General features: G+C 59.9%; 27 protein-coding genes. 6 read left to right on the top strand and 21 right to left on the bottom strand.

The window, feature by feature from the left end:
* Nucleotides 1-118 precede the first annotated feature (118 nt).
* The 4 genes from KUW67_RS06915 to KUW67_RS06900 form a co-directional block, all read right to left on the bottom strand.
* Nucleotides 119-898, bottom strand: a complete 780-nt coding sequence (locus tag KUW67_RS06915; protein WP_224824567.1) for an SDR family oxidoreductase — start codon at nucleotides 896-898, stop codon at nucleotides 119-121.
* Between the two features lie 65 nt (nucleotides 899-963).
* Nucleotides 964-1,926, bottom strand: a complete 963-nt coding sequence (locus KUW67_RS06910) for a DUF3179 domain-containing protein (RefSeq protein WP_224824566.1) — start codon at nucleotides 1,924-1,926, stop codon at nucleotides 964-966.
* 70 nt (nucleotides 1,927-1,996) lie between these two features.
* Nucleotides 1,997-2,542, bottom strand: coding sequence for a peptidylprolyl isomerase (locus KUW67_RS06905; protein WP_224824565.1), 546 nt, complete (start codon nucleotides 2,540-2,542; stop codon nucleotides 1,997-1,999).
* A complete protein-coding gene (locus KUW67_RS06900; RefSeq protein WP_224824564.1) occupies nucleotides 2,535-3,041 on the bottom strand; it encodes a peptidylprolyl isomerase in 507 nt (168 codons plus the stop codon). The genes KUW67_RS06905 and KUW67_RS06900 overlap by 8 nt, the downstream gene beginning before the upstream one ends.
* Nucleotides 3,042-3,159: 118 nt before the next feature.
* Here KUW67_RS06900 and pgk point away from each other — a divergent pair, with 118 nt between their 5' ends.
* A complete protein-coding gene (gene pgk / locus KUW67_RS06895; protein ID WP_224824563.1) occupies nucleotides 3,160-4,350 on the top strand; it encodes a phosphoglycerate kinase in 1,191 nt (396 codons plus the stop codon).
* A gap of 89 nt (nucleotides 4,351-4,439) precedes the next feature.
* Nucleotides 4,440-5,333: a fructose bisphosphate aldolase gene (locus KUW67_RS06890; RefSeq protein ID WP_224824562.1), complete on the top strand. Its 894-nt coding sequence runs from the start codon at nucleotides 4,440-4,442 to the stop codon at nucleotides 5,331-5,333.
* A gap of 55 nt (nucleotides 5,334-5,388) precedes the next feature.
* Here KUW67_RS06890 and KUW67_RS06885 read toward each other — a convergent pair whose 3' ends face one another.
* A complete protein-coding gene (locus KUW67_RS06885) occupies nucleotides 5,389-7,344 on the bottom strand; it encodes a bifunctional 2',3'-cyclic-nucleotide 2'-phosphodiesterase/3'-nucleotidase (RefSeq protein ID WP_224824561.1) in 1,956 nt (651 codons plus the stop codon).
* A gap of 249 nt (nucleotides 7,345-7,593) precedes the next feature.
* Between KUW67_RS06885 and KUW67_RS06880 the strand changes: the two genes are divergently transcribed.
* Nucleotides 7,594-7,896, top strand: a complete 303-nt coding sequence (locus KUW67_RS06880; RefSeq protein ID WP_224824560.1) for a septum formation initiator family protein — start codon at nucleotides 7,594-7,596, stop codon at nucleotides 7,894-7,896.
* On the opposite strand, the gene KUW67_RS06875 is transcribed toward KUW67_RS06880, so the two are convergent.
* Complete coding sequence (locus KUW67_RS06875; RefSeq protein ID WP_224824559.1) at nucleotides 7,893-8,354, bottom strand: VOC family protein; 462 nt, start codon at nucleotides 8,352-8,354, stop codon at nucleotides 7,893-7,895. The two genes, KUW67_RS06880 and KUW67_RS06875, sit on opposite strands and share 4 nt — an antisense overlap.
* 188 nt (nucleotides 8,355-8,542) lie before the next feature.
* Between KUW67_RS06875 and pdhA the strand changes: the two genes are divergently transcribed.
* The 3 genes from pdhA to KUW67_RS06860 are packed head-to-tail and all read left to right on the top strand — an operon-like array spanning nucleotide 8,543 to nucleotide 12,249.
* A complete protein-coding gene (pdhA, locus tag KUW67_RS06870) occupies nucleotides 8,543-9,553 on the top strand; it encodes a pyruvate dehydrogenase (acetyl-transferring) E1 component subunit alpha (protein ID WP_224824558.1) in 1,011 nt (336 codons plus the stop codon).
* Between the two features lie 4 nt (nucleotides 9,554-9,557).
* Nucleotides 9,558-10,928 (top strand): pyruvate dehydrogenase complex E1 component subunit beta, encoded by a 1,371-nt coding sequence (locus tag KUW67_RS06865; protein WP_224824557.1) that lies wholly within the window; start codon nucleotides 9,558-9,560, stop codon nucleotides 10,926-10,928.
* A gap of 13 nt (nucleotides 10,929-10,941) precedes the next feature.
* A complete protein-coding gene (locus KUW67_RS06860; protein ID WP_224824556.1) occupies nucleotides 10,942-12,249 on the top strand; it encodes a pyruvate dehydrogenase complex dihydrolipoamide acetyltransferase in 1,308 nt (435 codons plus the stop codon).
* Nucleotides 12,250-12,316: 67 nt separating this feature from the next.
* On the opposite strand, the gene cysE is transcribed toward KUW67_RS06860, so the two are convergent.
* The 15 genes from cysE to KUW67_RS06785 all read right to left on the bottom strand — a co-directional run bounded on the left by cysE (nucleotide 12,317) and on the right by KUW67_RS06785 (nucleotide 25,226).
* Nucleotides 12,317-13,126, bottom strand: coding sequence for a serine O-acetyltransferase (cysE, locus tag KUW67_RS06855; RefSeq protein WP_224824555.1), 810 nt, complete (start codon nucleotides 13,124-13,126; stop codon nucleotides 12,317-12,319).
* Between the two features lie 507 nt (nucleotides 13,127-13,633).
* A complete protein-coding gene (locus KUW67_RS06850) occupies nucleotides 13,634-14,347 on the bottom strand; it encodes a DUF2793 domain-containing protein (RefSeq protein ID WP_224824554.1) in 714 nt (237 codons plus the stop codon).
* The gene (locus KUW67_RS06845; protein ID WP_224824553.1) at nucleotides 14,340-18,386 is read right to left on the bottom strand and encodes a glycoside hydrolase/phage tail family protein; all 4,047 of its coding nucleotides are present in this window, start codon (nucleotides 18,384-18,386) and stop codon (nucleotides 14,340-14,342) included. Before KUW67_RS06845 ends, KUW67_RS06850 begins: the two co-directional genes overlap by 8 nt.
* Nucleotides 18,386-18,820 carry an NlpC/P60 family protein gene (locus KUW67_RS06840; protein WP_224824552.1) on the bottom strand — a complete coding sequence of 145 codons (435 nt, stop codon included), beginning with the start codon at nucleotides 18,818-18,820 and terminating at the stop codon, nucleotides 18,386-18,388. Before KUW67_RS06840 ends, KUW67_RS06845 begins: the two co-directional genes overlap by 1 nt.
* Entirely contained in the window at nucleotides 18,817-19,704 is an 888-nt protein-coding gene (locus KUW67_RS06835; protein ID WP_224824551.1) for a DUF2163 domain-containing protein, read from the bottom strand. Before KUW67_RS06835 ends, KUW67_RS06840 begins: the two co-directional genes overlap by 4 nt.
* Entirely contained in the window at nucleotides 19,701-20,333 is a 633-nt protein-coding gene (locus KUW67_RS06830) for a DUF2460 domain-containing protein (protein WP_224824550.1), read from the bottom strand. The genes KUW67_RS06835 and KUW67_RS06830 overlap by 4 nt, the downstream gene beginning before the upstream one ends.
* A gap of 24 nt (nucleotides 20,334-20,357) precedes the next feature.
* Nucleotides 20,358-21,017 carry a phage tail tape measure protein gene (locus tag KUW67_RS06825; protein ID WP_224824549.1) on the bottom strand — a complete coding sequence of 220 codons (660 nt, stop codon included), beginning with the start codon at nucleotides 21,015-21,017 and terminating at the stop codon, nucleotides 20,358-20,360.
* Nucleotide 21,018: 1 nt separating this feature from the next.
* Nucleotides 21,019-21,204 carry a rcc01693 family protein gene (locus tag KUW67_RS06820; protein ID WP_224824548.1) on the bottom strand — a complete coding sequence of 62 codons (186 nt, stop codon included), beginning with the start codon at nucleotides 21,202-21,204 and terminating at the stop codon, nucleotides 21,019-21,021.
* Nucleotide 21,205: 1 nt separating this feature from the next.
* Nucleotides 21,206-21,523 carry a gene transfer agent family protein gene (locus KUW67_RS06815; protein WP_224824547.1) on the bottom strand — a complete coding sequence of 106 codons (318 nt, stop codon included), beginning with the start codon at nucleotides 21,521-21,523 and terminating at the stop codon, nucleotides 21,206-21,208.
* A complete protein-coding gene (locus KUW67_RS06810; RefSeq protein WP_224824546.1) occupies nucleotides 21,523-21,936 on the bottom strand; it encodes a phage major tail protein, TP901-1 family in 414 nt (137 codons plus the stop codon). Before KUW67_RS06810 ends, KUW67_RS06815 begins: the two co-directional genes overlap by 1 nt.
* 26 nt (nucleotides 21,937-21,962) lie before the next feature.
* Nucleotides 21,963-22,373: a DUF3168 domain-containing protein gene (locus KUW67_RS06805; RefSeq protein ID WP_224824545.1), complete on the bottom strand. Its 411-nt coding sequence runs from the start codon at nucleotides 22,371-22,373 to the stop codon at nucleotides 21,963-21,965.
* Nucleotides 22,370-22,708 carry a head-tail adaptor protein gene (locus KUW67_RS06800; protein WP_224824544.1) on the bottom strand — a complete coding sequence of 113 codons (339 nt, stop codon included), beginning with the start codon at nucleotides 22,706-22,708 and terminating at the stop codon, nucleotides 22,370-22,372. Before KUW67_RS06800 ends, KUW67_RS06805 begins: the two co-directional genes overlap by 4 nt.
* A complete protein-coding gene (locus KUW67_RS06795) occupies nucleotides 22,705-23,304 on the bottom strand; it encodes a head-tail connector protein (protein WP_224824543.1) in 600 nt (199 codons plus the stop codon). The genes KUW67_RS06800 and KUW67_RS06795 overlap by 4 nt, the downstream gene beginning before the upstream one ends.
* A gap of 146 nt (nucleotides 23,305-23,450) precedes the next feature.
* Nucleotides 23,451-24,632 carry a phage major capsid protein gene (locus KUW67_RS06790; RefSeq protein ID WP_224824542.1) on the bottom strand — a complete coding sequence of 394 codons (1,182 nt, stop codon included), beginning with the start codon at nucleotides 24,630-24,632 and terminating at the stop codon, nucleotides 23,451-23,453.
* Between the two features lie 33 nt (nucleotides 24,633-24,665).
* The gene (locus tag KUW67_RS06785) at nucleotides 24,666-25,226 is read right to left on the bottom strand and encodes an HK97 family phage prohead protease (protein WP_224824541.1); all 561 of its coding nucleotides are present in this window, start codon (nucleotides 25,224-25,226) and stop codon (nucleotides 24,666-24,668) included.
* Nucleotides 25,227-25,243: the final 17 nt, after the last annotated feature.

The following is a 25,243-nucleotide window of genomic DNA, read 5'->3' as shown; positions in this document are numbered from 1 at the left end:
GGCGGAGCCCCCAGCGTGGCGACGCGCGCCAAAGGCGTGCGGCGCAATCTATTTATCCCAAAGCAGCCCTTACGGTGATTTCCTGCGGAATTCACCTATCGGGCAACGCGCTTGGCCTTTAGCCAAGCGCTAGATCTATCCTTGCCCCCGCAATGGCCCAACCGCCATCGGCGTTCAAAATCGTCCCGCTGACATAGCGCGCGGCATCTGACCCCAGATACATGCAGGCCAAAGCCACATCCTCCGGATCGCCCATCCGCCCCATCGGCACGGTCTTGACCACTGCTTTGCGCATGGCTTCCGTTGGTGCCAGCCGGTCCATCCCTTCGGTGCCGTCAATCGGCCCCGGAATGACCGAGTTCACCCGCAGCCCCAACGGCCCCCACTCAATCGCAAGGCATTTGGTAATCATGTCGACACCGGCCTTGGCCGCACAGACATGCACCTGAAACGGCATCGCTTGCACCGCCTGCGGGGCGGAGATGTTGATCAGGCTCCCACCGGGCTGCACCATATGCCCCATCGCGGCTTTCATCACATGAAACGTCCCCAGCAAGTCGATGTCGATCACCGCCTTGAACCCGTTTGAGCTGATATCCTTCGCCAAAGCCGGAAAGTTCCCCGCAGCACCTGACACCACCACGTCGATCTTGCCGGCTTTCTCCTCGAAATCCGCGAAAGCCGCTGCGATGTCGTCAAAGTTGCGCACGTCAAAGCTGTAGCCCAACGCGCCCTCGCCCAGCTCCGCCACCGCCGCATCGACCTTGTCCTGCTTGCGGCTGGCCACGCCCATACGCGCACCTGCGGCGGCAAAAGCCTTGGCGATGCCAAGATTGATGCCGCTGGTCCCGCCAACCACGAACACGTTTTTACCGCTGAAATCAAAGGATGCTGTCATGTCTCTCTCCCAAAGTTGGGCTCAAACTGACCGCACACCGTCGCTGGCGCAACCGCGCCCTCACGTCATTTCGCGATCATCCACTCCCCATCCGGCCAGAACGCGTGAAACGCGAAGGCGAACATCACGTCATGGGGCAGATCATTGCCCGCCGCGTCGCGTACCCGCACGGTGCCCACATCCTTGCCCTGCCCGATCCTTTCACTGTCCAGGGCCGAGGCTTGACCCGCGCTCCACGAGATCGACACCCCCGCCTCATCAACACTGCCTTCCTGCAAACGCGTCAGCGGCCAGGCGCGGTCGCCCACCCGCACAACCCGCGCCAGTGCCGGAATGCCATGGGGCGGCATCTCGCCGGAATAAAGAAACGGGCGGTGAGAGCTGTCATAACGCACATAAGGATTGCGACCGTAATCGCGGCGGTAATTCGGCTGGGCCATCACCAGACCGTCCGGGTTGCGCGCGACGAACTCGGCATAGCTCTCCATCCAGCTGGGCAGGCTGACCAGCTCAGCCCCGGTCAGATCGCCCACAATCGCCTCGCCAATCGCCTGCTGCCACCAGCTTTCCGTCTCGCGATCATACATCACCATGTCCGAGAACCGCAGTTTGCCACTGACCCCAAAGCTCAGCACCTGACCGCCCACGCGCCGATCAAAGGTAATCCCTGAATTGCACAGCGGACAGAAGGTGACCGCAACGGGGATACCGCCGACCGTGTCATTCACGATCTCATGCCATGTCAGATAGCGGATCGGATAGGCCCGCGGCTGTGCGCCCTCGATCTCGACAGTAATCACGGGCTCGCGCGGTTCGATCCCGGTCTTGTCGCCCGCCTTCACGAAAGACGGATCAAACAGCGCGGGGATCCCGTCCTTGGGCGGGCCGCCCGACATGATCTCGACCCAGTTCTCAACACTGGTCTTCTCGAAATCCGTGTTCGGCCATTCATTGCGCCAGAACTCCGGGCTGGCCACAGCCATTCCGGCAGACAGCGCGAACGCCAGACATAAGCTGAAAAAACGCATCGGGGGCCTCTCCTCTTTGACAGCACGCTGCCACAGGAAAGACCCCCGACATAGTCGCCTCGCGGCAAAGTTACTCCGTAACGGTCACGCTTTTCATGACATCCGGCGCGCCGATGACAGCCCCATTGGGCCCCTCGCCGCGCTTGATCGCATTAACCACATCCATCCCGTCAGTCACGCGACCGACAACGGTATATTGACCATTCAGATGCGGCGCGGGCGCGAACATGATGAAGAACTGGCTATTGGCCGAATTCGGATTTTGCGATCGCGCCATGCCGACCACACCGGTGTCAAAATTCTCGTCCGAGAACTCGGCGTCCAGATCAGAGCGGTCCGATCCACCGGTTCCGGCCAGACGCATATCCGCACCAACCTTGCCATTCTCGACATCGCCGGTCTGCGCCATGAAGCCTTCGATCACACGGTGAAAGACGACATCGTCATAGGCGCCCTCTTCGGCCAATGCCGTGATCTGTGCCACATGGTTGGGCGCGACGTCTTCCAGCAGATCAATCGTGATCGTGCCATTGGCTTCCCCTGCGACTTCGATCTCAAGCCCCGTCGCCAAAGCGGGCGAGGCCATCAGAGACAACATAATTGCAAGCTTACGCATCCGCTGCGACCTTCATCGAGATCATGCGATCCGGGTTCATCGGCGGCTCACCGCGTTGAATTGCGTCCACATGCTCCATCCCTTCGATCACGCGGCCATAGACCGTGTATTGACCATTCAGAAAGTCATTGTCCTTGAAGTTGATGAAGAACTGGCTGTTCGCGCTGTCGGGGTTGGCAGAGCGTGCCGCACCAATTGTGCCGCGCGAATGGGGCAGTTTCGAAAACTCGGCAGGCACATTCGGGTGCTCGGACCCGCCTGTACCAGCGGCACGGATGTTGAAGTCTTTCTCCATATTGCCGTTGGCCACGTCACCTGTCTGCGCCATGAAACCGTCGATGACGCGGTGAAAACACACATTGTCATAAGCACCCGCGCGGGCCAGCTCTTTCATCCGCTCGCAATGCTTGGGCGCCACATCAGGAAGCAGTTCGATGGTGACGGGGCCATCTTTCAGCTCAATGATGATTGTGTTCTCGGGGTCTTTGATTTCGGCCATCGGGCTCTCCTTTATCTCGTTGCCGTGATACCTAAGCCGCCCCGCCACGATTGCCAAGGCGCGGTTGACGCCAAGAGCGGTTCGCGGCAGGAGACATACAGCGGATAGGGAGCACATCATGGCTTGGAAAACACTCGACGACATGGATCTGGCAGGCAAACGCGTCTTGACCCGCGTGGATATCAACGTGCCGGTCGAGGACGGCAAGGTCACCGATGACACCCGCATCCAGCGCATCTCGCCCACGGTGCAGAATATTCTGGCCAGCGGCGGACGGCCTGTTCTGCTGGCGCATTTCGGGCGCCCCAAAGGCCAGGTCGTGCCAGAGATGTCACTCAAACCGCTGGTGCCTGCGCTCGAAGCTGCGTTCGGCGCAAAGGTCCGCTTTGCCGCCGATTGCATCGGAGCCGAAGCGCAAGCCGCCGTCGGCGCGCTGGTGGAGGGTGAAGTGCTGCTGCTCGAGAACACCCGCTTTCATGCCGCCGAGACTGAAAACGACCCGGACTTCGCCGCTGAGATTGCCAAGCTGGGCGATATCTACTGCAACGATGCGTTCTCTGCCGCGCACCGCGCCCATGCCACGACCGAAGGGATCGCGCGGCTCTTGCCCTCTTGCGCGGGCCGTCTGATGCAGGCCGAACTCAGCGCGTTGGAGGCCGCTTTGTCCAAGCCCGAACGCCCGGTCATGGCTGTGGTTGGCGGGGCCAAGGTTTCCACCAAGCTGGACCTGCTGGGCAATCTGGTCAGCAAGGTCGACACGCTGGTCATTGGCGGCGGCATGGCCAACACGTTTCTGGCCGCTCAAGGGATCGACGTGGGCAAATCCCTCGCCGAGCATGAGATGACAGGCACAGCGTCTGATATCCTCGCAAAGGCAAAAGAGGCCGGCTGCACAATCCTGCTTCCGGCAGACGTCGTCGTCGCCCGCGAGTTTGCGGCAGGCGCGCCCAATGAAACCGTCGCGGCAGATGCTTGCCCTGCCGATGCGATGATCCTCGATGCTGGCCCCGACAGCGTGGCCGCGATCACGCAGGCTATCGCTGATAGCAAAACGCTGATCTGGAACGGCCCATTGGGCGCCTTCGAGATTGAGCCATTCGACAAAGCCACCAACGCCGCCGCAAAAGCCGCCGCCGAGGCCTCGAAAGCCGGAACGCTTGTGTCGGTCGCGGGCGGTGGCGACACGGTCGCCGCGCTGAACAAAGCGGATGCGGCCAAGGATTTCACCTATATCTCCACCGCGGGCGGCGCGTTTCTGGAATGGATGGAAGGCAAAGAATTGCCGGGGGTCGCCGCGCTGAGCGCTTAATCGGCCAGTGTTAGCGCAACCCGAATTGCGCCGCTGCCCGGCCTTGGATAAGCCCAAGGCAACCTAAGCAATGCACCGGAGCCTTACTCATGTCCACTGACACCCAACGCGCCAAAATCGTCGCTGGCCAAGGCTTCATCGCCGCACTCGATCAGTCGGGCGGCTCCACCCCCAAAGCGCTCAAGCTCTACGGGGTCGAGGAAAGCGAATACGGCTCGGATGCCGAGATGTTCGAAAAGATCCACGACATGCGCACCCGCATCGTCAACGCTCCCGCCTTCAGCGGCGACAAGGTGATCGGCGCGATCCTCTTCGAGAACACGATGGACCGCGAGATCGGCGGCAAGCCGTCCTCTCTGGCTCTGTGGGAGGACAATGGCGTCGTGCCGTTCCTGAAAGTCGACAAGGGCCTGCAAGACAGTGCCAATGGCGTAAAGCTCATGAAACCCATTGAAGGGCTTGATCCGCTGCTGGAGCGCGCCAAAGGCCTTGGCGTTTTTGGCACCAAGATGCGGTCGGTTATCGACGCAGCCGATAAAGAGGGCATCAGCAAAATTGTCGCCCAGCAGTTTGAGGTGGGTCGTCAAATCTTGTCACACGGCCTCATGCCGATCCTTGAGCCAGAGGTGACAATCACCATCGACGACAAGGCCGAAGCGGAAGCCATGCTGCTTGACGCGATTGCCAACCAGCTTGCGGGCCTGCCCGATGATGAACAGATCATGCTCAAGCTGAGCCTGCCGACGCAGGCAAACTTCTACAAAACCCTCGTCGAGGATCCAAAAGTGCTGAAGGTCGTGGCCTTGTCAGGCGGCTATTCCCGTGCCGAGGCCAATGACATGCTTGCCCAAAACGCGGGCATGATCGCCAGCTTCTCGCGCGCGCTGACCGAAGGGCTGAGCGCACAGCAATCGGATGCGGAGTTTAACTCCATGATTGCAGACACGATCGACAGCATTCACCGCGCATCTGTCGCAGGTTAGAACGTAAAAGGGCCGCGCAACCGCGTGGCCCCTTTTCTTTACTACGGCCCTTTTTCTACAACGAGATACGGAAGCGCGCGAAGCCGTCAGGACCTTCGCCCGCCTCTTCCATCGTCAGCCCCACCTGATCCACATAGGCTTTCGCTGCAGGCCCTGTGTCAAACAGAACTGTGGTCCCATCCATCTCGGCGAAGGACCAGTTATTATCCGCACGCGGGCTGATCGTCCCCTTCTCGACAATGTAGCGCACGATAATATCGCGGTTGGTGTCGGGCCCTTCAAACACAGTCGTTTCCGGGGTCGCGCCGGGGAAATTGCCACCACCACCCGCACGGTAATTATTGGTTGCGATGATGAACTCTGCGGCAAGATCAAGCGGCGCGCCATCATAGGCAAGGTTCACAATGCGGCTCGCCTCCGCGTCCAGCAGCTCGCCTTTCGGGTCGTATTTGGACGGCTGCGACAAGTCGATCTGATAGGTGACCCCGTCGATCACATCGAAATTGTAGCTTGGGAAATCAGGGTTCAGAAGGACCACATCCTGCGCGCCCGGCTCCACCTGATTGAACATCCCGGCAGAGCGTTCCAGCCAGTCTTTCACCTGCTGGCCCGTCACACGAACCGCCCGCGCGGTGTTGGGGTAGAGATAGAGATCAGCGACATTCTTGATCGCCACATCCCCCTCCGGCACGTCCGTGTAGTACTCCGGCCCCCCACGACCCCCCGCCTTGAAAGGCGCGGCAGCTGACAGGATCGGCAGACCTTCATGCTCGGTCCCTTTGAGCATCTGCTCAATATACCAAAGCTGTGCAATCGAGACGATCTGAACCGACGGATCATCGGCCACCAGCGCAAAATAGCTGTGCAGCGGCGCGTCGGTCTTGCCAACTGCGCGGCGCACATAAGCAAGGGTTTCATCATGCTCGGCCTGAACCGAGGCCAGAACCTCGTCGTCGCTTTCGACCAGCGCTTCAACCGACCGATCCTCATTGCGTCTGGAGATCGGGCGGGCCTCCGACGTCGCCGAGACAACGCGCCATTCATTGCCGTCTTTCTCGACCAGCAGATCAATCAGACCCATATGGCTGCCCCAGAACCCGCCCATCGTGGCAGGCGTGCCCATCAGCGTTCCGGCATCGACATCCGCCCCCGCAAAATCGGCATAGTTCGGGGACGGGAAAACCAGATGGCTGTGACCTGTCAGGATCGCATCCACCCCGTCAAGCGCGGCCAGCGGAACTGCGGCGTTCTCCATCCCGTCCGTGGCATCTGCTGATCCGATCCCGGAATGCGACAGCACAACAATGATGTCGGCGCCCTGCTCTTTCATCTGAGGGATATAGGCTTTGGCGGTCTCGACGATGTCACGTGCCTGCACCTTGCCCTCCAGATGACGACGGTCCCAAGTCATGATTTGTGGCGGCACAAATCCGATCAGACCCACCTTGATCGCATGATCTGCGCCATCCCCATCCGTCACCGTGTGATCCAGAATGACATAAGGCGGGATCAGGGTCTTGTCCTTGGTGGGATCGCTGCCCCGCTCCAGCGCGACATTGGCGCTGACAACGGGGAAATCTGCCCCGGCCAGCGACTTCATCAGGAAGTCGAGACCATAGTTGAATTCGTGATTGCCCAGCGTGGACGCGTCAAAGCCAAGCGTGTTCATGGCTTGAATAACCGGGTGGGTGTCGCCCTCTTTCATGCCGCGCTCATAGGCTATGTAATCGCCCATCGGATTGCCTTGCAGAAAATCGCCATTGTCGATCAAAAGCGCATTCGTGGCCTCGTCGCGGATCTCTTTGATCAGCGACGCGGTGCGCGCCAGACCGACCGTATCAACGGGCCGGTCCCCGTAGTAATCATAGGGGAAGACATGCACATGCAGGTCGGTCGTCTCCATGATCCGCAAATGCGCCTGATTGCTGGCCGCATTGGCCGAAAATGGGTGAAGCGCTATGAAACCCGCGCTGGTGGCCAGAAAGCCACGACGGCTGAGTGAGAATGACATCTGAGGGATCCCCTGTTGGTGCTGTGTGGGAGGTAATCCACCGAGTGTAACTGCGATATGTCACCGGGCAAAGCACCTTCTCGGCCCGGTTTTTGATCGGCGGCGGATTGCCAACAGTTGCGATCCACATACAGCGTGCTGGGAGCCCGACACGAAAGTGTATGTTTTTTGGCTAAGGGGATTCCCTTTTGCGGGGGGATGTGATTCTATCGTTTCAGTTGCCCATCAGAGGCGACATTGAGGCAGACCATGACGCAATCACGCTCCCGCCCCGGTTTGGGCATCGCTTTGTATTTCGGCGCAATGTTCGCAGCCGGGCTCTATTTCACCTTCGCCGCCGTGCAGGGGGATTATGGCCTGTTCCGCGAGGCCGAAATCCGCGCCGAGGCCGATGTACTGCGCAGCGAGTTGGCCGAGTTGAACCACGAGGTGGCGATCATGGACAACAAGACCCGGCGCCTGTCGGACACGTTTCTTGATCTGGACCTGCTGGACGAACAGGCCCGCGACGTGCTGGGCCTGATCCGTCATGATGAGATTGTCGTTCGCTAGCCACTCTGCGCCAACAGGCTTTTGTCGGCCGCGACAAACTCCACCGTGTTGCCCTCCGGGTCCTCAATGAAGACGCCCCGCCAGCCGATCCAGTCGAAGACCTGTGTTCTGTAGGGGACGCCCTGCCCTTCAAGCCACGCCATCAGTTCGTCTTGCGCGCCGAAATCCACCGTCAACGCGATATGGTGCAGCGACGAGCGCGCCCCGGTCTCTGGCGTGTCCTCGGATTGGGCATGCAAGTCTGGTCGCCCCGCGCCCGGCCCGAACAGGGCCAGGACACTTGTGTGGCCCCCATAGCCGTCGGCGATCTTGAAGAAGACGATGCCGGTATCGGAAAAGTCTTGGAGCACCTCCAACCCCACCACGTGCCGATAGAAACCGGTCATCTTGGCAAGGTCTGCACAACGGATCGCAATTTCGCCAAGTGCTTTGACGGTGACAGGGGGATGTGCGCTCATGATCGGTGCCTCTGAAAACCTGTACATACGCGTGCCATACGCAAGCCATACCCGAACCATACCAAAACCATACAGCCTGTCCCGGCCCCTTTTGATTGCGGCGTTTTTTCCTGTGACGTTGCGAAACTTTCCATGTTAGGTGATAGTTTAACGCTAAACTACTTGCCGACCCGGAGGAGAACCACCTTATGGCGACGAAGAAAAAGCCAGCGAAACCAAATGTTTCCGCTGAGGAACTGCTGGGGCACTATAAAGAGATGTTGCTGATCCGGCGATTCGAGGAAAAGGCGGGTCAGCTCTACGGCATGGGTCTCATCGGCGGTTTCTGTCACCTCTATATCGGTCAGGAAGCCGTTGTCGTCGGCCTCGAAGCCGCCGCCTCCGAAGGCGACAAGCGGGTAACATCCTACCGCGATCATGGGCATATGCTGGCTTGCGGGATGGATCCCAAAGGCGTGATGGCCGAGCTGACAGGCCGCGAGGGCGGCTATTCGCGCGGCAAGGGCGGCTCGATGCATATGTTCAGCAAAGAGAAGCATTTCTACGGCGGCCATGGCATTGTGGGTGCGCAAGTGCCCATCGGCGCAGGCCTCGCCTTTGCGGACAAGTATCTTGAGAATGGCGGCGTCACATTCGCTTATTTCGGTGATGGGGCTGCCAATCAGGGTCAGGTCTATGAGACCTACAATATGGCGATGATCTGGGACCTGCCCGTCATTTTTGTCATTGAAAACAACCAATACGCCATGGGAACGAGCGTTCAACGCTCAACCAAGTCGCCCTCGCTTTGGGAACGTGGCGCGGCCTATGGTATCCCCGGTGAAGAAGTCGACGGGATGGACGTTCTGGCCGTCAAGGAGGCCGGTGAGAAAGCCGTTGCGCACTGCCGCGCGGGCAAAGGTCCCTATATCCTTGAGATCAAGACATACCGTTATCGCGGCCACTCCATGTCGGACCCGGCGAAATACCGGACCCGCGAGGAAGTGCAGAAGATGCGCGATGAGCGGGACCCGATTGAACAGGTCCGCGATCTGCTGCTGACCGGCAAACACGCGACCGAAGATGACCTCAAAGCCATCGACAAAGAGATCAAAGCCGTCGTGAACGGGGCCGCCGAGTTCTCCAAAGAGAGCCCGGAGCCCGCGCTCGAAGAGCTTTGGACAGATATCTACGCAACTGAAGTTCCCCAGGAGGCTTGAAGACATGGCAACCGAAATTCTGATGCCCGCCCTGTCTCCGACAATGGAAGAAGGCACGCTGGCCAAATGGCTGGTGAAAGAAGGCGACGAGATCACATCCGGCATGATTATTGCCGAGATCGAAACCGACAAAGCCACGATGGAATTCGAGGCGGTCGACGAAGGCACCATGGGCAAGATCATGGTGGACGAAGGCACGGAAGGCGTGAAAGTGAACACGCCCATCGCAGTGCTGCTGGAAGAAGGCGAAGACGCCGACGCTGTGGCCGAAGCCGCAACACCGGCTGCCGCAGCCCCCGAGGAAAAGGCCGAGGCCCCCGCCCCGGTGGCTGCCGAAGTGGCCACGCCCGTGCAGCAAGCCGACACCAGCCCAGACTGGCCCGAAGGCACCGAGATGAAATCGACCACCGTGCGCGAAGCCTTGCGTGACGCCATGGCCGAGGAAATGCGCCGGGACGAGACGGTCTATTTGATGGGCGAGGAAGTCGCTGAATATCAGGGCGCTTACAAAGTGTCTCAGGGCCTGCTGGACGAATTCAGTGCCAAGCGCGTGATCGACACGCCGATCACCGAGCATGGCTTCACCGGCATCGCCGTGGGTGCCGCATTCGGGGGCTTGCGCCCGATTGTCGAGTTCATGACCTTCAACTTCGCACTGCAAGCGATTGACCACATCATCAACTCTGCCGCCAAGACGCTCTATATGTCCGGCGGTCAGATGGGAGCACCGATGGTGTTCCGCGGGGCCAACGGCGCTGCAGCCCGTGTGGGTGCGCAGCATAGCCATGACTTTGCCGCTTGGTATAGTCAGGTTCCGGGTCTGAAAGTGGTGATGCCGTACTCGGCTGCTGATGCGAAAGGCTTGCTGAAAACAGCGATCCGCGACCCCAACCCGGTGGTCTTCCTAGAAAACGAGATCCTCTATGGCCGCTCCTTCGACGTGCCGGTGATGGATGATTTCACGATCCCCTTCGGCAAGGCAAAGGTTGCCCGCGAAGGCACGGACCTGACCATCGTCAGCTTCGGGATCGGGATGCAGTATGCTTTGGAAGCGGCAGAGAAACTGTCCGCAGATGGCATCAGCGCCGAGGTCATCGACCTGCGCACCTTGCGCCCGATGGACACGGCGACGGTCATCAATTCGGTCATGAAAACCAACCGCTGCATCACGGTCGAGGAAGGCTTCCCCGTCTGTTCCATCGGCAACCACATCTCTGCCGTGCTGATGCAGGAGGCGTTCGATTACCTTGATGCGCCGGTCATCAACTGCACGGGCAAAGACGTGCCGATGCCCTATGCGGCCAACCTCGAAAAGCTGGCGCTTGTGACGACCGATGAGGTCGTCGAAGCCGCCCGCAAAGTCACCTACCGCTAAGGAGAGCGAGCCCATGCCTACTGAAGTATTGATGCCCGCGCTCTCTCCGACGATGGAGGAAGGCACGCTGGCCAAATGGTTGGTCAAGGAAGGCGATACCGTCAATTCCGGTGACCTTCTGGCCGAGATCGAGACCGACAAGGCCACCATGGAATTTGAAGCCGTAGATGAAGGCGTCATCGGGAAAATCCTCGTCGCCGAAGGCACAGAAGCGGTGAAGGTGAACACACCGATTGCCGTGCTGTTGGAAGATGGGGAAAGCGCCGATGACATTGGCGAAGCCTCCGCCCCTGCGGCCCCTGCAGCGACTGAAGAGAAAGCCCCGGTCTCGGAAGAGTCCGCGCCCTCTGCTGCGGCGACCCCTGCCCCCGCAGCGCCCGCGTCCAGCGACGGCACGCGTATCTTCGCATCCCCGCTGGCCCGCCGGATCGCAGCGGATAAAGGTCTGGATCTGAGCCAGATCAAAGGCTCTGGCCCCAAAGGCCGCATCGTCAAAGCCGATGTCAAAAACGCAAACGCACAGCCCGCAAAGTCCGACGCAGCCCCTGCAAAGGCGGAGGCCGCTCCGGCTCCGGCGACTGCCGCGGAAGGCATGTCTGCCAGCGCTGTCGAGAAGATGTATGAAGGGCGCGAGTATGAGGCCGTGCCGCTTGACGGAATGCGCAAAACGATTGCCGCGCGTCTGACGGAAGCCAAGCAGACCATCCCGCATTTCTACCTGCGCCGGGATATCCAGCTCGACAATCTGATGAAGTTCCGCAGCCAGCTCAACAAGCAGCTTGAGCCGCGCGGCGTGAAGCTGTCGGTCAACGACTTCGTCATCAAGGCCTGTGCTTTGGCGCTGCAACAAGTGCCCGACGCAAACGCGGTCTGGGCCGGTGACAAAGTGCTGAAACTGACGCCTTCGGACGTCGCAGTGGCCGTGGCCATCGAAGGCGGGTTGTTCACACCGGTGCTGAAAGACGCCGAGATGAAGTCGCTGTCGGCACTGTCAGCCGAGATGAAAGACCTCGCCGCCCGCGCGCGCGACCGCAAGCTGGCACCCCATGAGTATCAGGGCGGCACGTTTGCCATCTCGAACCTTGGGATGTTCGGCATCGACAATTTTGACGCGGTCATCAACCCGCCCCACGGCGCGATCCTTGCAGTCGGCGCGGGAGTAAAGAAACCCGTTGTTGGTGCAGATGGCGAATTGGCCGTAGCGATCGTCATGTCCGTCACATTGTCGGTCGACCACCGTGTGATTGATGGTGCAATGGGCGCGGAACTGCTGACCGCGATCAAGGATAATCTTGAGAACCCAATGACCATGCTGGCGTAACGCGGCGGCCTCAGAAACGACAAAGGGCGGCTCGCTTGGGCCGCCCTTTTTGTTTTACGTCAAAGCCTTAAAGATGGCTTTTCAACAGCTGATCCATGGTGATCGACGGCTGCGAACAACCGGCTTCCCCGACGATCTTCGCAGGCACACCGGCCACGGTTTTCATCGGTGGGATGTCCTCAAGCACGACGGACCCTGCGGCGATCCGGCTGCAATGGCCGACGTGAATGTTGCCAAGCACCTTTGCGCCCGCTCCAATCAGCACGCCATTGGCGATCTTGGGATGACGATCATCATCTTCCTTGCCCGTGCCGCCCAGTGTCACCGAATGCAGCATGGATACGTTATCCCCAACGACCGCCGTCTCACCGATCACAATCGAATGGGCGTGGTCAATCATCAAACCTTTGCCAATCTTTGCCGCCGGATGAATGTCGATCCCGAAGACCTCAGACACGCGCATCTGGAAGAAGTATGCCAAATCCTTGCGCCCTTCGCTCCACAGCCAGTGGCCGATGCGATAAGCCTGAACCGCTTGGAAGCCTTTGAAATACAGGATTGGCTGGATCAGGCGATGGCAGGCCGGGTCCCGCTCGTAGATGGCGGCCAGATCAGCACGCGCCGCTTCGGCTAGACGAGAATCCGCCGCATAGGCCTCATCCATGATCTCCCGCAGCAACTGCTCTGACATCTCGCCCGAAGCCAGCTTTAGCGCCAGCCGGTAGGCCAACGCACTTTCCACGCTATCGTGGTGCAGCAGGCTGGAATGGATTAACCCGCCCAGCAAAGGTTCGGCGCGAACGGCCTCCTGTGCTTCTTCACGGATGCGGTCCCAAAGGGGATCAACACTGCGCAAACTGTTCGTCAAAGTCGCCATGGTCTGGACCTCATTGCCGCAAAATGCGGCGTCGCCTCTTCCTCAAATAAGCGAGCCCATGGAACAAGGCAATGAAAAGGCGTCAGAATGACGCCAAAGACACGGCTACTTGCGTCTATCAAAGCGCCTGAAAAGGAGGATGCGAGGACGATTCAGAGCAGCAAATGGTCACTTCGGATAAGACATCGGTTGAATGCCCCAGCCACATGAACGGGATGCCTCTCTCGCGCGATTATCTCTCTGACAAATAGTCAAAAATATCGCGCAAGCAACGACAATACTCCCGATCCTGCAACCATGGCTCAGGCACTTGCGGATAACGGGAACTGGCTGCCATAACGCTCCCGTTACCCAAATCGGGATGCGTCCGACGCGCCTTTTTCACAAAGACGGCTGCTTCGCTCGCATCTGCAAACACCTGAGAAATCAGAGACGCACGTTCCGCGTCTGGCGCAGCCCGCAAGGCCCGCGCCAAAGCGATCACATCCCCCATCAGGACGGGTTTCATCACGAGGCACTCGGCAAACCCAATTCCATGTAATGGATCGCAACGCGCACGGATCCACCGGCAAAGTCCCCACCATTTGCCGTGAATTTAGGCCGGAATCCGCTGTAATAGGCCTGTGGTTGCCCCGTCAATCCGCGCAGCCAAGATCCTGAACCCAGACCCAATCCAGAGCCATACCGATCCGCGCTTGAACCATGCCCCAGTTGCCAGTCGCTCAAACTACCGCTTAATGCGGTCAGAACCCGCCCGGTAATCCCAAAAACAAGCACCGTGCCTGGTACTTCCTCAGCACCATCAACAACGGACCCGCTGGCGAGTGTTTGATCGTATTCCCAAATCTTGATTTGCGTGGCGGCCCCTGACGCAGATCGCGCTATCAGTCCCGACACGAATTCTCCCGCAACCCAATCCAGCGCTTGGCCCTCATCGGCCACCCAGATGCGCCAACCCTCAACCATGGGCACAAAAACCCATCCGTTGTTCGACCGGATCGCGATCTCACCGACATGGCTGTTCCAGGCCGCGCTCGCCCCGGTTGGAACCAGATAGCACACGCCCTCAGCCGCATCGGCAGGCGGTACCGTCACACTGCGCGAGAGCACGCTCACTTGCGTCAGGCTATCCAGCCGTGTGAATGCCTCGTTCACTGTGACATGCTTTTGTGCCTGCGAGGGCTGCACCAAGGGAAGTCCAAGTTTTGCGGTCTCAGTCATTGATCTCAATCCTTGTATAAAGCCCCGGCCCAAACCGTTCGGACACTTGAGCAACCTCAATTTTAAATGCACCGGACACACCGTCAGCCGCCTGCATGCCCGCTGGATAAAGCCATTCAGGGCTGTTCAGCTGCACCTCACGCCGCAAGCTGCCGCCATCAATGACCCGCAAAATGTAAAGCTCCGAGGCTTCACCAAGAGGCACATCAAATCCGCTCCAGCTGTCTCCTTCCATGCGAGTTCGCCGCACCCAGCTCACAGCAAGATCGCCATCATCCAGACGCTGCCCCCTCAGATGCACCGGGCTTAGCGGACGCAAGCCAATTCCTTGAAAAGCCTCGTATTTCCCGGTATAGGCATCATCATCATAGGACCGGCTGGATGGTCCAATCCGGTAATACCGCGCCGTATCCCGGTTTCCCGCCGGCAGCACAATTTGGTCCAGCATCCCATTCATCAGAACGATGTAAGAACCCGCAGGCCAAGTCTGGGGTATGACCGCGTCACTACCCAGTTGGCCCCGCAACCGCATCGACAACTCGTAGACGTCTTGCTCAACCAGATCGGCCTGCGCAAACTGAAAAAGCTCCCACTGATCCGAAGTGCCATCGCCAATCGCACACAGATTTGCACCTGCCCGCAACGCGGCGTCCTCCACCGAGGACAGATGAGCGTTCGACACACGCACCCTCAACGGCGCGCCTCGGTCAAATAAACCCGCCTGCGCGGCGGCCAAAGGCGTCTCCGTCACCCCGATCACGGAAGCGCCTGCAATCGAGACATTGCGCTGGTATCCGTTTCCAGTGACCGAACTGACGACCTCAACCGATCCCGGCCAAGGGTCCGCCGCCACCGCGATATGAGGCGCGTGCTCGACCTCGTCCCCCGTCATAAGAGGCAAGTCCAGAAATAGCGAAAACACTGGCGCGACAGGCGTAAACGGCTTCATCACCGCGACCTCTTCAAGCGGATGCGAGGCGACATAAACCCCCTCGCTCACCCGCGTGGCCGAGCACAGTTTGACCCCCGCCTCTTCCACATGGTCGATGCGAAAGTCGAAATCTCCCTCCGGCAGCCCGACGCGTACAACGTCTCCAGCCCCCAGATCGGCCTGCGAAGGCGGTAGGGCAAATTTTGCACTATCACGCGCCACGCGCGCCTCCGTCAGCCATCGCTCGGCCATCATGCGGCCTTCACCACGCGTCAGCGATAACTCAAGCTCTGACGTGGACACAGACGGCGTATCATCATCCGGAAACACCGCCTCGGCAGAACGCGCCTCATACTCGCCATCTGCCTCGACAAAATTGACCCGCATGCGCCCGGCGACATCCGCGCTCGGTGCGCGGGAAAGCTCCAGGTCGCTCTCTTGCTCGTCGTTCAGCGCAAGCTCGGCCACGTCCAACTCAGCCGTCGCCCGCCCATCGCGGGTGACAAAATGCAGGCGCCCCCCGCGTTCAATCGCATCAAAGCCATAGGCCAGCATCAACGGTTGCAACGCCGCCCGACCGCTATCGACGTCATTCACCGAATAGCCCCGCACAAAGCCGTGAAGGCGCGACACGTCATAGTGAACAACACCAGACCGGTCACATATCTCGGCCACGATAGACGCCAAGGACCGCGCCGTTGCACGTCCGTTCAACCAGTGCCCGCGCGCGTAGTTGGACCCATCGGACCACAAAGCCAGATTGTTTGGAAAATGTGGAAAAGGACGCCCATCCCATGCCCAGACATGTGAACGGGACATATCAATCATCGAACCATTATAAAGCTCTGATACCGGATTTACGCGCTCATCCTTCCAATATTCCAATATCGCACGCAAATATTGCATTTGCATCAGCTCGTCACGCCGACCCGTCGAATACCGCGGCAGAGTGCTCTCGGAGGATTTCGGATCAACGAATTTATTGGGTTCATTGGCCCCTTTATCAATTGCAGCACACCCAAACTCAGTGAACCAGATCGGCTTGGACTGCGGCACCCAATCGGTTGGCTGTGCCTGCCGCACGCCACCAATGCGCTCATGGTGTGTATTCTCCCAAAACCCACGAACGTCCTTGTAGCGCCAGATCCACGGCTCGCCGTGATCATCCGTGATCGGAGTGCGTATTTGCGCCTCCCGCGCGTCTGACCCGCTGTAATACCAATCGTAGCCTTCGCCGCCTTCGACATTGGATTTCAGATATTCCAGATCATAGATCGTCTGCGCCTTATCCGCGTCAAGATGATCAAACCCGTCCCGCCAATCCGAGAGCGGCATGTAATTGTCGATACCGATGAAATCGATATTCACATCCGCCCAGAGCGGATCGAGATGAAACAGCCGGTCGCCCGACCCATCCTGTGGCATGTAACCAAAGTACTCTGACCAATCCGCCGCGTAACCAATCTTGGTGTCAGGGCCAAGGATCGCCCGCACATCAGCTGCCAAAGCCCGCAAAGCTGCAACCGCCGGAAACGACCCTGCCGCGCCGCGAATTTGCGTCAGGCCACGCATCTCTGACCCAATACAAAACGCGCCAACACCACCCGCCATCTCGCAGAGCTTGGCATAATGCAGCACAAAGCGCCGATATCCCCAATCATTTGGACCAGTGTAGACAACACGCCCGTTTTGCACGCTGAAATCGCTGGCAGCAGCCTGCCCAAAGAAAGCCTCCACCTCTGTTTCGGCACCTAATGTCTGATCGGTCGAACCAGGCTGCCCGGGGGCTTTTGCCAGAGTGATCCGTCCTCGCCACGGCAAGGCTGGTTGCGTTGCTGCGTTACTCCAAGGGTCCGGCTTGCTGTTTCCGTCCACTTGATCCATCAAAATAAATGGATAAAAAACAACATCTTGCCCTTTGGTTTTAAGGTGTTTTATCGCCTGAACGACAGATACATCCGCAGGTGTTCCACCATAGATCGGACGTCCGTCCAACTTAGGAATGGTGCCCGCGTTCGACCGGACGCGCCCTGCGACTCGCCAAGGCATGCGCGGCGCATCCTCAATCGTTTGCTCTACGCGCGGTCGCACGCTGCAGTTCCCGCAACGCAGGTCGTTTCCAAACCACGACACGATCAACGAGGTCGAGCCGCAGTTTGGCACCTCTTCGGTCAGCGCCTCGACCGAGGTCACAAAATCCGTGCGTCCGGACGGCGTGTTCAAGTTCACCGCATGGTTCCGCCCCGGCCCGCGTTCATAGTAAACCGGCGACGTTGCCAGCACATATTCGCCCGAGCCTGGCATCATCGCCACAGCCTGCACCGCCGACGAGATATCGCGCGCGCGCGCGCCCTCCTTAACCGCTTCAGGCCGCATCACTTCAAATGAAAACTGAGGGACACGATTGCCAAACGCCTCAAGCGGCAAGTCTTCCAGCACAACATAGGCAATTCCGCGATAAGACGGCGCATTCTCTGCCCCTTCGACTGCGGCAATCTTTGGATCAGGCAGTTGATCCTCGCTGCCCGTATAGACCCGCATGGTCAGATCCCGCAAAGGCACTTCCTGCCCGTCCGCCCAGACCCGTGCGACACGCGAAATCTCTCCTTCGCAAAGCGCCAAAGCCAGCGAGACCGAGTAATGATACGTTTTCGTCGTGACAGTGCTTCTGGAGGTTGTCGTCCGGCTCGACCCACCGCCGCCTCCGCCACCGAATCCTTTGCCACCACCGCCACCGCCAGAGCTTGTGGTTCGTGTTGTGCCACCCCTCATCTCGGTAGAGGTCATGACGGTTTCCTTAAACCGCGTCGCCCAGATCACCTGTCCCCCCAGACGTGCACGCCCGTAAAGCTGCGCAATCGGCCCACCTTCGCTCGCGCCCATCAGGCGGAACCGGTCAATCCGCCCCGTCTCCACCACGCGAGAGCCGCCGCCCATCACAGCCTGCTCGCTGCGCCCCTGCCCGCCTCCGGCCCACCGCTGGTCGATCATACGCCCGGCAGCCGCACCAACGGCGCGCCCAACAACCGCCATCGGCATGCCCAGGACCGACCCGCCAATCGCGCCGCCCAGCGCACCACCTGCTGCAGATAAGACAATCGTCGCCATCAGAGGCTCCTTTCCGGAAACGCGAACCAGCCAACCACACGACGCCGCCAAGGCGCACTGAGCGCGCTTTCGACCACCGCGTGACCGCTATAAGCATGGATAAATTTCGGCGCCGCCCCGCTTTCCGAGAGAATACCCAGATGCTTGGCCAACCCAGCCTCCTTCATGCGAAACAAAATCACTGTGCCGACATCCCAACAGGGTTCCTCGTAGCGCTGCAAATGCGCGCTGGAGGCCGCCATCAGCGCCTCTTCGCCTTGCGGTTCGGCCCAATCTGCCGTGTAGGCCGGCACATCAACAGGCTCCGCCCCGCATACCTCACGCCAGACACCCCGGATCAACCCAAGACAATCCGCACCCGCTCCACGCGTCGAGGCCTGATGCCGATAAGGCGTTCCGATCCAGCCCCGCGCTGCTGTCACAACGCGGCTCATTGATTCAGACTCCCGCCATTGTTGGCGCTGCCACCGGTTGGGGAAGCCATCAGCCAATCCTCCCCGGGGATATGTGGAAAACCGCGAAAATTCAGAAGATTGTCAAACTTCGCCTGACAAGTCTCCATCCGCCTGTCGCAGCCTGCTTGAAGCAAAATTTCATCGCCAACGGCAACAGCCGCGCGAAGTGGCTCCCAAAGCTCAATCTGCCGCTGAGACCCAATCAACCGATCCGTCTTCGCAAGCCCGATCAACCCCTTAGCCGCGCCGCTCATCACCTCAATACGCCCGCGGTCAAACCAGCCTTCGGCAAAGCCGCTCAGATCATCGAAGGCCAGCATCCGGCGATCCTCGACAGCGTCGACAAAGCCGCGCCAATGATAGCCCGGCGCGTTTACATCGAAGCCGCAAGCCGCATCGCCCAGCAATGCCGCACAGCTTTTTTGATAAATCCGCCCCTGCGCCTGGTTCAGCCGTTCTGTCAGCCCTGACAGCTCCGCCTTGAACACCCCGCCCGAGCGGCGAATTTCCCCTAACGTCCCACGAAACCGCAGCACACGTTGGCTTACATCCGACCAGTTGACGGTCCAGGCCAAGACCTCAGCACCGTCAAAGCGTCCGGCCTCGATATCGGCCTCCGACACTGACACATGGCTCAGCACGCCCATCGCTTCGGTATTATCCACCGACAAGCCCGTCGTCTGCTCCAACGCGACCGACGTCAGTCCCGTATCTGCGTGAAACACCAGATCATCGAATGTCAGATCAAGATCATGATCCGTAAAGCCCAACCGCACACCGTCCCGCCGTTTCAGCTCCCAGGCACGACACATCTGTGTCGCCCCGCTTTGCAAATGCGCCTTCAGCGCCTCCGGAACACTCATACCCGCACCTCGATAATCGGCACCGACGGCACATCACCTGCGTTAAAGCTTGCGACCGAAGTCTGTATGATGCCTGTGTCAAACCGCACCGGCACATCGAACTCGAAGCCTGCGGTCACTTCGGTATCCGGATCCGGTGCATCAAGAAACGTGATAATCCCGCGCGCCGTATCCACCTGATAATGCGTGTCTTCCTGCAGCGGGTCTCCATTGACCCCCGCACGAACCGAGCCGTCTACCGGCTTCAATATAGGCCGCTTATAGCTCTGCTCACCGGACAGATATCGCTTGCTCAAAGCAAACTCGGTTGTTTCGCCATCGCCCGTGCCAAGGATCTGATCCAGATAAGAAACATCTTCTGAATTGGTGCAGCTTTTGAAATCCGCCCAATCCTTCCAGCGAAACCCGTAAAGCTGCCCGCGCCGTGCCTCAAAGAATGAAATCAGCGTCTCGATATCATCCAAAGATCGCAGCCCCAGACCCGCATCATAGCGCCTGCGCGAATGCGCCCAAGGCGTGTTGCGTTCTTCAAACCCGTTGGCCAGCGTCACCACATCCGTGCGCCGCTCTGGTCCACCGACCGAGCCAAAACTCAGGTTCGCGGGAAACCGTATCTCGTGAAAGCCCATACCGCTGCTCCTCCTGATTGTCCGTTAACGGTTACGCTGCCCGCGCCCCAAAGCGCGGTTCATCTGCGCTGCGATCTGGCTTTGCGACCGCTGGAAGCCCTGCACATCCGGGGTCGAGATATTCATGACGACCGACACACCACTGCCGCCCCCAGCGCGCACGCCCAGCTTGCCATCCGGCCCGCGGCTCAACGGCATGATCGCCTCCGGCCCCGCCTCGCCCATCAGCCCCGTGCCACCGCGCATCGGAAAGGTCATCGGGCCACTGACAACGCCACCCTTGGCGAACGGCATGACGCGCCCTTGGGAAAACGTGCCACCATCGGCGAAGGGCAAAATCCCCTGCATAATACTGCCGACACCTTGGCTCAGCATCCCACCCAGATGGTTCGTGACGGGCTTCATCGCCGCCGAATAGGTGGCGTCCACCATCGACTTCGCAACGCCTTGCATAGCGTCCGACAGCTTCATGCCATCAAACAAAAGCCCATCAAACGCACGCCGCAAACCGCCCGAAAGTGACGAGGTCAGACCCATCACGTCCTTGCCCGCCATACTCAAGTTGTCGCGCATCAGCCCAAGATGATCGTTGAAGCTCGACGCAACATCCGCGCCGCGGCCCATCGTACCTTCCAGCATCGCCATCTGATCTTCCAGCTCGTCGAGCCCGTCTAGATCCTGCATGTCACTCTCCTTGCCCCGCATCGGGATAGGCCGCCGCCAACTCGTCGAGCCGCGCCCGGTTCAGCGGAGCCGATCCGCCCGTTTTCCCCATCAAAAACAACAGCTCAGCCGGGCTCAGCCGCCAGAAAGCGTCTGGCTCCAACCGCAACCCGATCAACGCCACGCGCATCAGCCCCGCCCAATCCATCTCAGCCCTCTGGCAGGGCAAACGCCCGCGACAGCAACGTCGCAGCCACTTTCGCCGCCTCCACCATGCCGCCTTCGATCTCTGCCGAAATCAGGTCGCGCGCCTGGCCATCCCAGCCGCCGCCGCGCAATCCGGCCACGATCAGCGCCAGCACATCCCGCGTGGAAAACGCACCACCCTCGAACCTCTCAACCAGCTCGATCAGCGTGCCTGTCTCCAGCGTCGCTTCCAGCTCGGCCAAGGCGCCCAAAGTCAGCTTGGCCACATGGCGCTGCCCGTCGATAACCAGCGCCACCTCGCTTGCGTAAGGATTACCCATCACAGCGCGTTGAAACTGATTGCGCCCGCCGAGGATAAAGCGATCTCATAGGTCGCCTCTCCGTCAAACGTGCCGGAATACTCGATCGAGGTGACCTGGAACTTGCCTTCGATCACACCGAAATCCGGCACAATCACCTGGCAATCCGGTGTATCCCCATCAAAGAAGACCTGCCGCGCGCGCTCATCGGTATCGGCATCCTTAAAGACGCCAGACCCCGACACTGCCGCCGTCTTTACGCCCGCCCCGGCCAGCAGCTCGCGCCACCCGCCCGTGCTCTCCAAAGATGTGACATCAATCGTCTCTGCATTGAACGAAATCCGCGTCGCCCGCAGGCCCGCCACTGTCTGGAACTGACCGTCCCCGGTCATGTCCATCTTGATCAAAAGATCCTTGCCGTTCTGGGCACCCATGGTCCCGCCTCCATTCTTGAGAAAAATCAGGTTTCATCCACGCGGGCGCGGAAGGTCATATCAATGCGGCGGGTCTGGCCATTGCCGACCATTGCCGCCTTCGCCCGAACAAAGCGCAGCGACACTAGCCGCCCGCGCGTCAGGCTTAGGCTCGGATCATCCAGCGCGTCACACACAGCAGACGCCGCTTCTTTTGCACTCGCGAACCCCGAAGCCGCGGACACCACTGAAAGCTTGAGCAGATGCACCGCCCCGCCGCCCGTGTACTCATCGCGCGCCTTGACGTCTTCGCCGCCGAGGCTCACGTAAAGCGAGGGCAAATTACCCGCCGGAAGCGCGTCATAGATAGCGCTGCCCACAATCGCGACCAGCGCGGGGTCGCCCACAAGCCGCTGGTAAATCGCCGACTGAAGTGGTGCTGCACTGCCATAGCTCATGCCGCCACCTCTTCATTTGCAAAGCACATCAGATAGTGACCGCGCGGATCGCTCTCGCTGACCGCCAGGATGCGAAACAGCCGCGTGCCTTCGCGAAACCGCTGATCCGGGCGCGGACGTTGCTCGGACCCGACCGGCGCACCGCGCACGGTAATCCGAAACGCCATGCTCGAGACGGTTGTGAACGCGCCTGCCTTCTCGCGGCCGGACCCGGCCCTAACTTCGGCCCAGACCGTACCCAGCGGCTGCCAACTTTCTACAAAGCCACCCGCCCCATCCGGCACCGAGGCCGGCGTCTCCAGCACCAGCTTGCGGTTCAAAACAGGCGTGCTCATTCGCTCGCCCCTTTGAACAAACGCACCTCACGGTAGCGCTGCAACAAGGCCGAGACGCCAAACGGCATGCAGCCTTCGCCCAGCCCAGTGACATTCCGGTTTTCGTAGTAATGCGCAGCCAACAGAAAAACGGCATGGCTCAGATCGGCAGGCAGATCGCCCCAATCATCGGCATAACCCGCACGGAACCGAACCTCGACCCAGCCACCGCTCGGGATGCGCGGCAAGCGCCCACCTGCACCGATCAGAAGCGGGCGAAACCCGTCTTCTTGCAGGAAGTACTCCTGCGAGTCGATCAGAGCGCGCGCATCGTTGCGCGCCACGGTCGCAACCTCCAGAACCGTACTGACCGGAGCCAGCGGGAACGTCTCGGTCACACTGTCTTTCCAGCGCGTCAGCGACCAGTTGAAGCTCTCCTTCAGCAGCACCTTTCCGGTGCGCGCCTCTACTGCGGCGATTGCAGCCCGCAAGAAGCTCTCCAGGATCTCGTCCTGAACGGAATCATCTGAAAACCCGGTGCCAAGGCGCAGATGCTTTTTGAAAGCCGCAACTGGGATTGCCTCGCTCTGAACCGTATTTTCTTGAACTAACATCATGGAATTACTCCGAAATTCGGGCCCCTGCAAAAGTTGGACGCGCGCCTCCGCATTGCTCGGACGGAGGGGAGCAGCTAGACAACACGGGGGGTGTTGCGGCGCGCGCCCGGGTCAGACGACCCCGAAGGGCCGCCCTGTCTCGGTCCTTAAGAGACCGAGAATTTCAGCAGTTTGATTGCTGCAAAGTCGCTCACATCACCGCCCACCCGCTTGGTTGCGTAGAACAGAACGTGCGGCTTGGCCGAGAACGGATCGCGCAGCACGCGCAGATCAGGGCGCTCAGCAATCGTGTAGCCCGATGCGAAGTCACCAAAGGCGATGGCCGTGCTGTCAGACGCAATGTCTGGCATGTCTTCTGCAATCACGACCGGGTAGCCAAGCAGACGCGCTGGCTCGCCAGCCGCCAGGCCATCCGACCACAGGAAGCGACCGTCGCCATCTTTCAGCTTGCGCACGGCGCCTGCGGTCTTCGAGTTCATCACGAAGCTTGCATTGGCGCGGTACTCCGCCCCCAGCGCGTAAACCAGATCGATAACTGCATCGGCGCTGTCAAAATCACCATCCGCACCAGATGCAACTGCGCCCAGAGCCCCCCAGTCCCAGCTCGCATCATCCACAACAGGATGGCTCAGAAAGCCCGTGGGCTTATCGACGCCGTCACCATTCACAAACGCCGCCGCCTCTGCACGAGCGAACTTGTCCGCGATACGGCCCGCCAGCCAACCCTCAATGTCGAATGCGCTATCGTCCAGCAGACGCTGAGACGCTTTGGGAAGGGCCGACAGCTCGTGCAGCGGAATGGTGATCCGGTCGATCTGCGGTGTCTCGCTCTCGGCAATCGCGCCCGCTTCCGTCGCCCAGCCCGAACCCATCTGGCCATGATCCACCAGTACGTCAAAAGACGTCGCCTCGACATTAACCACATTCGCAATCGAGCGGACAGAGGCCGTCGATTTCAGCACCGACTGAATGGTCTCCGACGTCGCCGGATCCACCAGATAGCCACCGTCGCCCGCTACAGCCGTCGACATGCCCTTGCCGTCTAGTTCCAACCCGCGCAGGCCATCATCATCGCCCGAGCGCAGATAAGCGTTGAACGCTTTTTCATGGGGCGCAGTTTCTTCCGCAGCGGTTGCCAAAGGCGCACGCGAGGCAGTCATCGTTTTCCGATCCAGCATGGTCAGTCGCTCTTCCTGTTTGTTGAATTTCGCATCAATGTCGTTCTGAAAGTCTTTGAAGTCGCTCACAAATCCCGCCAGCGCGGTCTTCATGTCCCGAACCGGAGACACATCTTCCCCAGCCCGAGAACGCATCTCGGTTTTGCTCATCATCTTGTCCTGTGCTCAGGGGTGAACCGCTGGCTAGGCTCCTGCCAGCATGCGGCGCGCGTCCTCGAACGCATCCGCCAACTCACGCAAGTCATGGTCCTCGGGCACCTCACCCTTGGCAGCGACACGCGCCTCAGGAAGCATCGGGAAGGTCACCAAAGACACCTCCCAAAGCTCCAATTCGGTCAGAAGCCTGCGCCCCTGTTCATCCTTGCGGGCCTTCACCGTTCGGTAGCCAATCGACAGCCCATCAATGGCCCCCGCTTCGATCAGCGCAATCGCCTCGCGCCCCCGCGTTGTCGCCTCCAACAAACGGCCTTTCACGTAAAGCCCCGTGCCGTCCTCGCGTACCTCGTCCCATACGCCAATCGGTTCTGCCGGGTCATGCTGCCACAACATTTTCACACTGCGCTTCGCTGCCAACAGCCCGCTCAGTGAGACCGCATAAGCGCCCTTGGTGACCACATCCCCGCCCTGATCACAGGCCCCAAACAGCGACGCATAGCCTTCGATCCGATGCCCTTCGATCAGGTTCAGCCCGATCTCCACTTGGCAGAACTTGCGTTCCAAACCACTGTCTTTTGTCTCGATCATCCCGCAGCTCCTCGCTC

This window comes from Cognatishimia sp. MH4019 (assembly GCF_020177595.1).
Classification (GTDB): Bacteria; Pseudomonadota; Alphaproteobacteria; order Rhodobacterales; family Rhodobacteraceae; genus JAHTBL01.
Note: the sequence above shows the minus strand (reverse complement) of the source record. Positions and strands in the feature narration are given on the sequence as shown.